This is a genomic window from Streptomyces sp. NPDC001407 (assembly GCF_042895325.1).
In the GTDB taxonomy this organism is placed as follows: domain Bacteria; phylum Actinomycetota; class Actinomycetes; order Streptomycetales; family Streptomycetaceae; genus Streptomyces.
Map to the genome: position 1 here is coordinate 208,752 of NZ_JBIAWF010000009.1, position 14,054 is coordinate 222,805.

The window sequence follows — 14,054 nt, forward strand, 5'->3', positions numbered from 1 at the left end:
ATCATGAACCGTTTGGTTTCCTTGAGGGGGCAAGGGTAGATGTCAAACGAAGAGAAGCTTGTCGAATACCTGAAGCGGGTCATGGCGGATCTGCGGCAGACGCAGCGCCGTCTCCGCGACGCCGAGGACAAGCCGCACGAGCCGATCGCGATCGTGGCGATGAGCTGCCGTTTCCCGGGTGGCGTCCGGTCCCCGGAGGAGTTGTGGGACCTGCTCTCCCAAGGAGCGGACGCAGTCGCTCCGTTCCCGGCCGACCGCGGCTGGGACCTGGCCGGGCTCTACGACCCGGACCCCGACCGCGCCGGGACCTCGTATGTGAAGGAAGGCGCCTTCCTCTCCGACGCGGGCGCCTTCGACCCGGGCTTCTTCGGGATCTCGCCGCGCGAGGCGCTGGCCATGGACCCGCAGCAGCGGCTGCTCCTGGAGACCAGCTGGGAGGCGATGGAACGGGCCGGCATCGCGCCCGCGTCGGTGCGCGGCACCAAGGCCGGGGTCTTCGTCGGCACCAACGGCCAGGACTACATCGAGGCGCTGCGCCAGGCACCGAAGGGCGTCGAGGGCTACCTCGCCACCAGCAGCGCGGCCAGCGTGATGTCCGGACGGCTCTCGTACACCTTCGGCCTCGAAGGACCCGCGGTCACCGTCGACACCGCCTGTTCCTCCTCGCTGGTCGCCCTGCACCTGGCTGTGCAGTCACTGCGGCAGGGCGAGTGCTCGCTGGCCCTCGCCGGCGGTGTGACGGTGATGACGACACCCGGGCTGTTCGTGGAGTTCAGCCGTCAGCGCGGCCTGGCCCCCGACGGCCGCTGCAAGGCGTTCGCGGCGGCTGCCGACGGCACCGGCTGGGGTGAAGGCGTCGGCATGCTGCTGCTGGAGCGGCTGTCGGACGCGCAGCGCAACGGCCATCCGGTGCTGGCGGTGGTCCGTGGTTCCGCCGTCAACCAGGACGGCACCAGCAGCGGCCTGACCGTGCCCAACGGCATCTCCCAACAGCGCGTGATCCTCCAGGCGCTGGCGAACGCCCGCCTCTCGGCGGCAGAGGTGGACGCGGTCGAGGCGCACGGCACGGGTACGACACTGGGCGACCCGATCGAGGCACAGGCGCTCCTGGCCACGTACGGCCAGGAGCGGCCGGAAGACAAGCCCCTGATGCTCGGCTCGGTGAAGTCCAACATCGGCCACACCCAGGCCGCCGCCGGCGTGGCCGGTGTCATGAAGATGGTGCTGGCGATGCGGCACGGTGTGCTGCCGCAAACGCTTCACGTCGACGAGCCTTCGCCGAACGTCGACTGGACGGAGGGCGCCGTCGAGTTGCTCACCGAGGCCACGCCGTGGCCGGCGGCCGACGAACCCCGCCGGGCCGGTGTGTCCGCGTTCGGCGTCAGCGGTACGAACGCGCACGTGATCCTCGAGCAGGCGCCTGCGGCGGTTGCCGAGGAGGAGCCGGTGGCGGTCGAACCGCCGGTGGTGGTGCCCTGGGTGGTCTCCGCCCGTTCTGAGAGCGCCCTGGGGGCGCAGGCGGAGCGGTTGCTGGCGCATGTGGGGGAGCTGTCGCCGCTGGACGTCGGCTTCTCTCTGGCGACCGACCGGGGTGTGTTCGAGCACCGGGCCGTGGTGCTGGCGGACCACCGGGACGGTCTGAGCGCTCTGGCGGAGGGGCGCGAGGTTCCGGGTGTGGTGCGGGGTCGTGTCGCGGGTGCGGACGGGCGCGCGGCGTTTGTGTTCCCGGGGCAGGGTTCGCAGTGGGTCGGCATGGCTGCCGGTCTGCTGGAGTCCTCGCCGGTGTTCGCGGAGCGGATCGCGGAGTGCGCGACCGCGTTGGCGCCGTACGTGGACTGGTCGTTGACCGATCTGCTGCGTGATTCCCAGAACGACGCCTGGCTGGAGCAGGTCGACGTCGTGCAGCCGGTGCTGTGGGCGGTGATGGTCTCCCTGGCGGAGGTGTGGCGTTCGACGGGCGTGGAGCCCGCCGCTGTGATCGGTCACTCGCAGGGTGAGATCGCGGCTGCATGCGTGGCCGGTGCGCTGTCTTTGGAGGACGCGGCGAAGGTGGTGGCGCTGCGGAGCAAGGCGCTGCGTGCTCTGTCCGGCCGTGGCGGAATGGTGTCCGTCTCGCTGGATGTGGAGGCGGTCGAGGCGCGGCTGGACGGTCGTCTGGCGGTTGCGGCGGTCAATGGCCCGGCCACGGTGGTCGTTTCCGGTGACAACGACGCCCTCGACGAACTCCTCGCCAACTGCGAGGCCGACGGCATTCGCGCTCGTCGGATCGCGGTGGATTACGCCTCGCACTGCGCGCATGTGGAGGAGATCGAGGACGCGCTCCTGCGGGACCTCGCGGGTGTATCCCCGCGTCCGGCGTCGGTGCCGTTCTACTCGACGGTGACCGGTGGCGTACTGGATACGACCACGCTCGACGCCGCCTACTGGTATCGCAACCTGCGTCAGACGGTCCGCTTCCAGGAAGCCGTCGAGGCGCTCCTGGACGACGGATTCCGCCTGTTCGTGGAGTCCAGTGCTCACCCGGTCCTGACCATGGGTATTGAGCAGACCGCCGAGAACCACAGCATCACCGCCGTCGGTTCGCTCCGCCGCGACGAGGGTGATCTCGACCGCTTCCTGACCTCCGTCGCCGAGGCTTTCGTAGGCGGTGCGTCCGTCGACTGGACCAAGCTCTTCGACGGCACCGGCGCCCGCCGCGTCGACCTTCCCACCTACGCCTTCCAGCACCAGCACTACTGGATCAACCCGCCCGCCGCCCGTCTCGGAGATGTGACCTCCGCCGGTCTGGGAGCGGCGGATCACCCGCTGCTGGGCGCCGTGGTGTCGCTTGCGGATGCGAACGGGCTCGTGCTGACGGGCCGCTTGTCGGTGGGGGCGCAGCCGTGGCTCGCCGACCATGCCGTGCTGGGGAGGGTGGTGGTCCCCGGTACCGCGTTCGTCGAGCTCGCGCTGCGCGCCGCCGACGCCGCCGGGTGTCAGGGCCTGGAGGAACTGACCCTGCAAACCCCGCTGGTGCTCCCCGAGCCGGGAGCTGTGCAGGTGCAGGTCGTCGTCGGCGGTACGGAGGACCCGGAGCGCCGTGAGTTCGGTGTGTACTCACGGGTCGAGGGCGATCACGACGAGGAGTCGTGGACCTGCCACGCGAAGGGCGTACTGGCGGCAGCCGTCACCGACGACGCCACTGCCGTCAGGGAGTTGGCCGCGTGGCCGCCGAACGGGTCCGTGGCCGTCCCCGTGGACGACCTGTACGAGCGGCTGGCCGCGTCGGGGCTCGAGTACGGGCCCGCGTTCCGCGGTGTGCGGGCCGCCTGGCGGCGCGGTGACGAGGTGTTCGCCGAGGTCGCGCTGCCGGACGAGCAGCGTGAGGAGGCGGGGCGCTACGGCCTGCACCCGGCGCTGCTGGACGCCGCGCTGCACGTGACCGGCGTGGGCCACCTCACCGGTCCGGACGCCGACGACACGTCTTCCGCACGGCTGCCCTTCGCGTGGAGCGGAGTGTCCCTGCACGCCACCGGCGCGACCACGCTCCGTGTGCGCCTGGCGCGGTCCGGGGCGGACGGGGTGTCGGTCCTCGTGGCCGACGCGACCGGGGCACCGGTGGCCTCGGTCGGCACTCTCGTGGGCCGGCCCGTCTCCCCGGAGCTGCTCGACAGCGCCGCGCGGTCGTCGCTGGAGTCGCTGTTCGCTGTGCGATGGGATGCGGTACCGGCCGGCGAGATGCCGGCCGCCACGGGAGCCTGGGCGGTGCTCGGCTCCGACAGCTCCCCGCTCGCGGCCGTACTCGAATCGGCCGGACAGCCGCTGTCGGCCCTGCCCCCGGCCACGGACGCGCCCTTCCCCGAGGCCGTGCTCCTCCCGCTCCTGTCCCCGTCCGACGCGGACGACATCGCCTCGGCGACCCGTGACGTGACGTACCGGGCGCTGCGGGCCGTACAGGAATGGCTGGGCGACGAGGCGGCCGCCTCGTCGAAGCTGGTGTTCGTGACCCGGGGCGCGGTGTCGACCGCGCCGGGCGAGGACGTCTCCGATCCGGCGGCGGCCGCGGTGTGGGGCCTGGTCCGGTCGGCGCAGACGGAACACCCCGACCGCTTCGCCCTCGTCGACCTCGACACCTGGAACGGCGCTGCCGAGGCGGTACACACCGCACTCGTCCGCGACGAGCCGCAGATCGCCCTTCGCACCGGCGAATTCCGCGCCCCCCGCCTCGTCAAGGCCCCCGTCCCGGCCGGGAACGCCGGGGCGTGGGACGGCTCCGGCACCGTGCTGATCACCGGCGCCGGCGGCGTACTCGGCCGCCTGGTCGCCCGGCACCTGGTCGTCGAACACGGCGTACAGCGCCTGGTGCTGGTGTCACGCCGCGGCCGGGACGCCGCCGGGATGCCCGAGCTGGAGGCAGAGCTCACCGGCCTCGGCGCGACCGTCGTTCTCGAAGCATGCGACGTGACGGACCGGGACGCGCTGACCGCTGTGCTGGCGCGCATCCCGCAGGACATGCCCCTGCGCGGGGTGGTGCACGCGGCCGGCGTTCTGGACGACGGCGTCGTGGAGTCGTTGACGCCGGAGCGCGTCGACGGCGTGTTCCGGCCGAAGGTGGACGCGGCGCTGCTCCTGCACGAGCTCACGCGGGAGCTGGACCTGTCGGCCTTCGTGCTCTTCTCCTCGGCCGCCGCGACGTTCGGCGCGGCGGGACAGGCCAACTACGCCGCCGCGAACACCTTCCTCGACGCCCTGGCGGCGCACCGGCGGGCGCACGGTCTGCCCGCGGTGTCGCTGGGCTGGGGCTTCTGGGCGGAACGCAGCGGCATGACCGGCCACCTGGCCGACGCCGACCTCGCCCGGATGGCTCGCGGAGGCGTCGTACCGCTGTCGTCGCGGGAAGGGCTGGCGCTCTTCGACGCGGCGACCGCGTCGGACGAGGCGCTGCTGGTGCCGGTGCGGCTCGCCCCCGCGGCACTACGTGGTGGGAGCGGCCCCGTGCTGCCCCTGCTGCGCCGCCTCGTACGGACCCCCGCACGCAGGGCCGTGGCCGCCTCCACGGCGGCGGACGGCACGGACGGCGGCCTGGGGAGCGACCTGGCCCGGTTGCCGGAGACCGAGCGGGAACAGGCCGTGCTGGCCGTCGTCCGCACACACATCGGTGCTGTACTGGGCTACGCACCGGGTGACGAGGTCGCATCCGACCTCGCCTTCCGCGAGCTCGGTTTCGACTCGTTGACCGCGGTGGAGCTGCGGAACCGGCTGAACGCGGCCACGGGTCTGCGGTTGCCCGCGACTCTGGTCTTCGACTACCCGAGCCCCGCGGTGCTCGCCCGCCATCTGCTGGACGAGTTGGCGACCGCGCATGCCGGGGTCGCGACGCGTGCGGCGGTTCCGGCGGCCGCGGTGGCCACGTCCGTCGACGAGCCGATCGCCATCGTGGGCATGAGCTGCCGCTTCCCGGGCGGCATACGCACCCCCGAGGAGCTGTGGTCGCTGATCGACCGAGGCGGCGACGCGATGTCCGCGTTCCCGGACGACCGCGGCTGGGACCTGGAGTCTCTCTACCACCCGGACCCGGACCACAAGGGCACGGCCTATGCCCGGGAGGGTGGATTCCTCTACGACGCCGGTGAGTTCGACCCGGGGTTCTTCGGGATCTCGCCGCGTGAGGCGCTGGCGATGGATCCGCAGCAGCGGTTGCTGCTGGAGACGTCGTGGGAGGTGCTGGAGCGGGCCGGTATCGATCCGGTGTCGGTGCGTGGCAGTCAGACCGGTGTGTTCGCCGGGATCATGCACCACGACTACGGGTCCGCGACCGCATCCGTGCCGGACGGCGTCGAGGGCTACATCGGCAACGGGACCGCGGGCAGCATCGCCTCCGGCCGCATCTCGTACACCTTCGGGTTCGAGGGGCCTGCGGTGACGGTGGACACGGCGTGTTCGTCGTCCTTGGTGGCCTTGCACCTGGCGGCGCAGTCGCTGCGGCAGGGCGAGTGCTCCCTGGCCCTGGCGGGCGGGGTGACGGTGATGGCGACGCCGGCGCTGTTCGTGGAGTTCAGCCGTCAGCGTGGTCTGGCTCCGGACGGTCGTTGCAAGGCGTTTGCGGCGGGTGCGGACGGTACGGGGTTCTCCGAGGGTGCCGGGATGCTGTTGCTGGAGCGGCTGTCGGACGCGCGGCGTAATGGCCATCGGGTGCTGGCCGTGGTGCGTGGCTCGGCGGTGAACCAGGACGGTGCGAGCAACGGTCTGACCGCGCCGAACGGTCCGTCGCAGCAGCGGGTCATCCGTGCGGCGCTGGCCAGTGCCGGGCTGTCGGCTGACCAGGTCGATGCGGTGGAGGCGCACGGTACGGGCACCAAGCTCGGTGACCCGATCGAGGCGCAGGCGCTGCTGGCCACGTACGGCCAGGAACGGCCGGAAGACAAGCCCCTGTTGCTCGGCTCGGTGAAGTCCAACATCGGTCACACGCAGGCGGCTGCCGGTGTTGCCGGGATCATGAAGATGGTCCTGGCGATGCGGCACGGCACCCTGCCGCGCACGCTGCACGTCGACGAGCCCTCGTCCCAGGTGGACTGGTCGATGGGGGCTGTGGACCTGCTGACCGAAGCCACCTCATGGCCGGAGACCGGTCGGCCTCGCCGGGCGGGCGTCTCCTCCTTCGGAGCCAGCGGGACGAACGCGCATGTGATCGTGGAGCAGGCGCCGGAGGAGCCGGAGGTTCCGGCTGCTGCGGAGGGCGCGCTGCCCGTGCTGCCGTGGGTGGTGTCGGCGAAGTCCGAGGCGGCGTTGCGGGGGCAGGCGGAGCGTCTGCTGTCGGTGGCGCGGGACGAGGCTGTTTCGTCGGCTGATGTGGCCTTCTCCTTGGTGGCGGCGCGGTCGGTGTTCGAGCACCGTGCGGTGGTGGTTGCTGCGGACCGGCCCGGTTTCGAGGCCGGGTTGGGCGCGGTGGTGTCGGGTGAGCCGGCCACCGGTGTGGTCCGGGGTGTGCCGACGTCGGGCAAGCTGGCGTTGGTTTTCTCGGGTCAGGGCAGTCAGCGGCTGGGCATGGGCCGGGAACTCTACGAAGCCTTCCCGGTCTTCGCCGAAGCCTTCGACGAGATCTGCGGGCACTTTGACGGTCTGCTGGAACGCCCGTTGCGTGAGGTGGTGTTCGGGGACGATTCCGCTCTTCTGGATGCGACCGTGTTCACGCAGTGCGGCCTGTTCGCTGTCGAGGTCGCCCTCTACCAGCTGGCTGCTTCGTGGGGTGTGAAGCCGGATTACGTTGCCGGGCATTCGATTGGCGAGATCGCGGCCGCATACGTGGCCGGGGTCTGGTCGCTCGCGGACGCGTGTGCGTTGGTGGCGGCGCGTGGCCGGCTGATGCAGGCGCTGCCCTCGGGTGGCGCGATGCTGGCGGTGGAGGCGGACGAAGCATCCGTCCGTACGGCTCTCGCCGACTACGCCGATGTGGACATCGCTGCTGTCAACGGCCCGTCCTCGGTGGTGGTCTCCGGTGCCGAGGTGTCGGTCGCGGAGCTGGAAGCGGCCTGGCGCGGTGAAGACCGCCGGGTGCGGCGGCTGCGCGTCTCGCACGCCTTCCATTCGCCGCTGATGGAGCCGATGCTGGCCGACTTCCGCGAGGCGGCGGAGCAGTTGACGTACGGGGCACCTCGTATCCCGCTCGTCTCCAACCTCACCGGTGCGCTCGCCACGGCTGAGGACATATGTGACCCGGACTACTGGGTGCGCCACGTCCGCGCGACCGTCCGTTTCGCCGACGGCATCGCATGCCTGGCGGACCATGGCGTGACCGCCTTCCTGGAGCTGGGCCCGGACGGTGTCCTGTCCGGCATGGGCCAGGAGACCGCCCCGCACCTGCTCTTCACCCCGGCCCTGCGCAAGGACCGCGACGAAGCAGCGTCGCTGCTGGAGGCTCTGGCTCAGGTCTATGTCCAGGGCCACGCCGTGGACTGGGCCGCGATGCTCGCCCCGGCCCGCCCCCGGCAGATCGAGCTGCCCACCTACGCCTTCCAGCGCGAGCGCTACTGGCTGGAGTCGGCGCCAGGGGCCGCCGACATCGGGTCCGTCGGTCTGGGCGCTGCGGATCATCCGCTGCTGGGTGCCGCCGTGACCCTGCCGGACTCCGACGGCTGCCTGTTCACCGGCCGCCTGTCCGTACGCACCCAGCCGTGGCTGGCGGACCATGCCGTGCTGGGCGCGGTGGTGGTGCCCGGGACCGCGCTCGTCGATCTGGCCCTCCACGCCGGTGCCCGCTTCGGGTGCGGTCAGGTGGACGACCTGGTCATGGAAGCGCCGCTCGTCCTGCCCGAACACGGCGCGCTCCAGCTCCAGGTCGTCGTCGGTGGCGCCGACGACAGCGGCCGGCGTCCGGTCAACGTGTATGCCCGGCAGGAGTCCGGCGATCCGGACCAGCCCTGGACGCGTCATGCCGGAGGCGTGCTGACCGCGACCCCGGCCGGTACAGCGCCGCAGTTGTCGGACGAGCCGGGTGTGTGGCCGCCGTCCGGAGCGGTCGCCGTGGACATCGAGGGCATGTACGAGCAGTTCGCCCTGGGCGGCCTGGCGTACGGGCCGGTGTTCCAAGGCGTGCGGGCGGCCTGGCGGCGGGGCGACGAGGTCTTCGCCGAAGTGGTGCTGCCCGAGGAGCACTCCCAGGAGGCGACTCGCTACGGGATCCACCCCGCCTTGCTCGACGCGGCCTTGCACGTGGCCGGGCCCGCCGGTCTGGTCGACGCGGGCGCGGAGGACGCGGACCGGGTCCGCCTTCCGTTCGTCTGGAACGGGGTGTCCGTGGCCGCCACCGGAGCGGCCGGGGTCCGCGTGCGCCTGACGGCCACGGGGGCGGACGGTGTGTCGGTCGTCGTGGCCGACGAGTCCGGCCAGTTGGTCGCGGCGGTGGCCGAGTTGGTGACGCGCCCGGTCACACCCGCGCAGATCGACGCTGCCCGTGGCGGACTGCGCGAGTCGTTGTTCCGGCTGGACTGGCTCACCATGCCGACACCGGGAACCGGGGCGCCTTCCGCCCTCCGCTGCGCGGTGATCGGCGACGGGGGCGGCGGCCTGGCGGCGGACCTGCGGTCCGCGGGCTGGGACGTGACGGCGCACGGTGATCCGGCGAGCCTGGCCGAGTCCCGGGCCGGCCGCCTTCCCGAGTGGGTCTTCCTCGCCGTCCCGAGCGGCGCCGGTGCCGGCACGTGCGGTGGCGACGGGCTGCGGGCAGCGGTCGCCGGGACGCTGGAACGGGTGCGGGACTGGCTGGCGGACGAGCGGTTCGCCGACTCCCGCCTGATCGTCGTCACCCGGGACGCGGTCGCGACCGATGTCCACGGCGTACGCGACGCCGACGCGGCCGCCGTATGGGGCCTGGTGCGGTCCGCGCAGGCGGAGCATCCGGACCGGTTGGTCCTCCTCGACCTCGGCGACCCGGCCGAGGCCGTGGCCACGCCCGTCGCCGCGGCCCTCGCCTCGGGCGAGCCGCAGGTGGCCGTGCGCGAAGGACGCGTACTGGTGCCCCGCCTGGTCCGCGTCGGCGAGAGCGGCCCCTCGGCGGGAGCCTCGGTGACCTGGGACGACCAGGGCACCGTGCTCATCACCGGAGCGACCGGCACCCTCGGCGGCCTCGTGGCCCGGCACCTGGTGACGGAACACGGAGTGCGGCACCTGTTGCTGCTGAGCCGCAGGGGAGCACAGGCGGACGGGGCAGCGGAGCTGACGGCCGAACTGACCGCCGCCGGTGCCTCGGTGACCTGGGCCGCCTGCGACGTGGCGGACCGGGAGGCCCTCGGTACGGTCCTGGCGGGCATCCCCGCCGAGCACCCGTTGAAGGGCGTCGTCCATGCCGCCGCCGTACTCGACGACGGTGTCGTCGAGTCGCTCACGCCCGAACGCCTCGACGCGGTCCTGCGCCCGAAGGCGGAGGCGGCCGCGGTGCTCCACGAGCTGACCCGGGAGCTGGACCTCTCGGCGTTCGTGCTCTTCTCCTCCGTCGCCGGCACGCTGGGCGCCGCCGGACAGGGCAACTACGCCGCCGCCAACGCCTTCCTCGACGCCCTCGTCGCGCAGCGCCGCGCCCACGGCCTGCCCGGCCTGTCGCTGGCCTGGGGCCTGTGGGAGCAGCGCAGCGCGCTGACCGACGGCCTGGCCGAGGTGGACAAGCGGCGCATGGGCGGCATCGGCCTCGGTGCGCTGTCGACCGACGACGGGCTGGCGCTGTTCGACGCCTGCTGCGCCGGTGGGTCCACCGTGGTGGCGCCGATGCGGCTCGACACGACGGCCTTGCGGGCCACCCTCCAGGCCGCCGGTGGCGAAGTGCCGCACATTCTCCGCGAGTTGCTGCGGCTGCCCGGGAACCGGGCCGCCGCGGAGGCCACCGGGCCGACGGCGGGGCTGCGGGAACGGCTGGCCGGTACGCAGGCGGCGGAAGGCGAACGCATCGTCCTGGACGCCGTACGCCGGAACGTCGCTGCCGTCCTCGGCCACAGCGGAACGGAAACGGTGGAGCCGGGGCGTGCCTTCAAGGACGTCGGGTTCGACTCGCTGACGGCCGTGGAACTGCGCAACCGGCTGACCGCGGCCGCCGGACTGCGGCTGCCCGCCACCCTCGTGTTCGACTATCCGACGCCCGCGGCCCTGGCGCAGTACCTCCACCAGGAACTGACGCGGGACACCGGCACCGCGGCCGAGCCCGTGGCCGTGCGCCTCGACCGCCTCGAAGCCGGTCTGTCGGCCATGACATCGGAGGAGATCGGCCGCACGGACGTGATCTCCCGGCTGCGGGACCTGCTGGCGAAATACGACGAGACACAGGAAATACCGGAAAGCGCCATCCTCGCCGACCAACTCGAATCGGCGACGGACGGCGACCTCTTCAGGATGGTGGACGAGGATCTCGGAATCATCTGAGCCGATCGCCCGCAATGTCCGACCGCCTGTCGGTCAATCTCTTTTCGGCCGGTTGCCTTGTGGCCGACAGCTTTTGATGGGAAAGCGCGATGAGTAACGAAGACAAGCTCCGGGATTACCTCAAGCGAGTCATTGCCGAGCTGCACCAGACACGGCAGCGCCTCCAGGAGGCGGAGTCCGCCGACCACGAGCCGATCGCCATCGTGGCGATGAGCTGCCGCTACCCGGGCGGCGTGCGTTCCCCCGAGGAACTGTGGCGGTCGGTGGCCGCCGGTGTGGACGCCATATCGGGCTTTCCCGAGGACCGCGGCTGGGACGTCGAGGGGCTGTACGACCCCGACCCGGACGCCGTGGGCAAGAGCTATGCGCGCGAAGGCGGTTTCCTGCACGGAGCCGGCGAATTCGACCCGGCGTTCTTCGGTATCTCCCCGCGCGAGGCACTGGCCACCGACCCGCAGCAGCGGCTGCTGCTGGAGACCGCGTGGGAGGCCTTCGAGCGGGCCGGCATCGACCCCGCCTCGGTACGCGGCAGCCGCACCGGCATCTTCACCGGCGTCATGTACCACGACTACGGCACTGGTCTGGAATCGGTCCCGGCGGGCGTCGAGGGCTACCTCGGCAACGGCACCGCGGGCAGCATCGCCTCCGGCCGGGTGGCCTACACACTGGGCCTGGAGGGCCCGGCGGTGACGATCGACACCGCATGCTCGTCGTCCCTGGTGGCCCTGCACTGGGCCGCCCAGGCCCTCCGCCGGCGCGAGTGCACGCTCGCTCTCGCGGGCGGTGTCACGGTCATGTCCACCCCCGGCACCTTCGTGGAGTTCAGCCGCCAGCGCGGCCTGGCCCCCGACGGCCGCTGCAAGCCCTTCGCGGCGGCAGCCGACGGCACGGGCTGGGGCGAGGGCGCCGGCCTGCTCCTGCTGGAGCGGCTGTCGGACGCACAGCGCAACGGCCACCCCGTACTGGCCGTGGTCCGCGGCTCCGCAGTCAACCAGGACGGCGCGAGCAACGGCCTGACCGCGCCGAACGGCCCGTCCCAGCAGCGCGTCATCCGCGCGGCCCTGGCGGACGCGAGACTCTCCGCCAAGCAGGTGGCGGCGGTGGAGGCGCACGGCACGGGCACGACGCTGGGCGACCCGATCGAGGCACAGGCGCTGCTGGCGACCTACGGCCAGGACCGGCCGGAGGACGCGCCGTTGTGGCTCGGCTCGATCAAGTCGAACATCGGCCACACCCAGGCCGCCGCCGGTGTCGCCGGTGTGATCAAGATGGTGCAGGCCATCCGGCACGGCCTGCTGCCGCAGACCCTGCACGTCGATGAGCCGTCCCCGCACGTGGACTGGTCCGCCGGAGCCGTCAGGCTCCTGACCGACCCCACGCCATGGCCCGAGAACGACGAACTCCGCCGGGCCGCCGTGTCGTCCTTCGGGATCAGCGGTACGAACGCGCACGTGATCCTTGAGCAGGCGCCTGTGGCCGTTGCCGAGGAGGAGCCGGCGTCGGTCGAGCCGCCGGTGGTGGTGCCGTGGGTGGTCTCGGGCAAGTCCGAGGCTGCGTTGCGGGCGCAGGCGGAGCGGCTGTTGGCGTATGCGGGTGAGCTGTCGTCGCTGGATGTGGGTTTCTCGCTGGCGGCCGGGCGGGGTGTGTTCGAGCACCGGGCTGTGGTGCTGGGAGATCACCGGGATGGTTTGAGCGCTCTGGTCGATGGGCGCGAGGTCCCGGGCGTGGTGCGGGGGCGTGCTGCCGGTGGGGATGACCGTGTGGCGTTCGTGTTCCCGGGGCAGGGTTCGCAGTGGGTCGGTATGGCTGCCGGTCTGCTGGAGTCTTCGCCGGTGTTCGCGGAGCGGATCGCGGAGTGCGGGGCGGCGTTGGCGCCGTATGTGGACTGGTCGTTGACCGATCTGCTGCGTGATTCCCAGAACGCCGCCTGGCTTGAGCAGGTGGACGTCGTTCAGCCGGTGCTGTGGGCCGTGATGGTCTCCCTGGCCGAGGTGTGGCGTTCGACGGGTGTGGAGCCGGCCGCTGTCATCGGGCATTCGCAGGGTGAGATCGCCGCCGCGTGCGTTGCGGGTGCGCTCTCCCTGGAGGACGCGGCGAAGGTGGTGGCGCTGCGGAGCAAGGCTCTTCGGGTCCTTTCGGGCCGTGGCGGGATGGTCTCGGTCTCGCTGGATGTGAAGGCGGTCGAGCAGCGGCTGGACGGGCGTCTGGCGGTGGCGGCGGTCAATGGCCCCGCCACGGTCGTGGTTTCCGGTGACAACGACGCCCTCGACGAACTCCTCGCCAACTGCGAGGCCGACGGCATTCGCGCGCGTCGTATCGCGGTGGACTACGCCTCGCACTGCGCGCACGTGGAGGAGATCGAGGACGCGCTCCTGCGTGACCTCGCCGGTATCACCCCTCGCCCGGCTTCGGTGCCGTTCTACTCGACGGTGACCGGTGGCGTCCTGGACACCACGGTGATGGACGCGGGTTACTGGTATCGCAACCTGCGCCAGACCGTCCGCTTCCAGGAAGCCGTCCAGGCTCTCCTGGACGACGGATTCCGTCTGTTCGTGGAGTCCAGTGCCCACCCGGTCCTGACCATGGGCGTCGAGCAGACCGCCGAGAACCACGACGTCACCACGGTGGGTTCCCTGCGCCGCGACGAGGGCGGTCTCGACCGCTTCCTGACCTCCGTCGCCGAGGCTTTCGTAGGCGGGGCGTCCGTCGATTGGGCCAAGCTCTTCGACGGCACGGGTGCGCGGCGCGTCGACCTCCCCACGTACGCCTTCCAGCGCGAGCGCTACTGGCTGGAGACCACGGGCCCGGTGGTGAGCCAGAACGCTGCCGCCAGCCTGGGCCTGGGGTCTGCCGACCATCCGCTCCTGGGGGCGGTCGTGGCCTTGGCGGACGCGGAAGGGTTCCTGCTGACGGGGCGGCTGTCGCTGCGTACGCATCCGTGGCTGGCCGATCACGCGGTGGCCGGGACGACGCTGCTGCCGGGCACGGCGTTCGTGGAGCTGGCCCTCCGGGCCGGGGACGCGGTCGGCTGCGGGCACCTGGACGAACTGACCCTCGAAGCCCCCCTCGTACTGCCCGGCAACGGCGCGGTGCAGGTGCAGCTGTCGGTGGGCGTCCCGGACGTGGCCGGGCAGCGGCCGCTGGCGGTGTACTCCCGGCCGGAGGACGAC

Annotated in this window: 1 protein-coding gene and 1 pseudogene; both read left to right on the top strand. The window is 72.1% G+C overall.

All coding sequences use genetic code 11. The features are described 5' to 3' along the window. Window positions 1–39: 39 nt before the first annotated feature. Window positions 40–10,884, top strand: coding sequence for an SDR family NAD(P)-dependent oxidoreductase (locus ACFY1P_RS15500; protein WP_390750847.1), 10,845 nt, complete (start codon window positions 40–42; stop codon window positions 10,882–10,884). An 89-nt stretch (window positions 10,885–10,973) separates the two neighbouring features. After that, window positions 10,974–13,982 (top strand): annotated as a pseudogene (locus tag ACFY1P_RS15505) (type I polyketide synthase); the annotation flags it as partial. Window positions 13,983–14,054 lie beyond the last annotated feature (72 nt).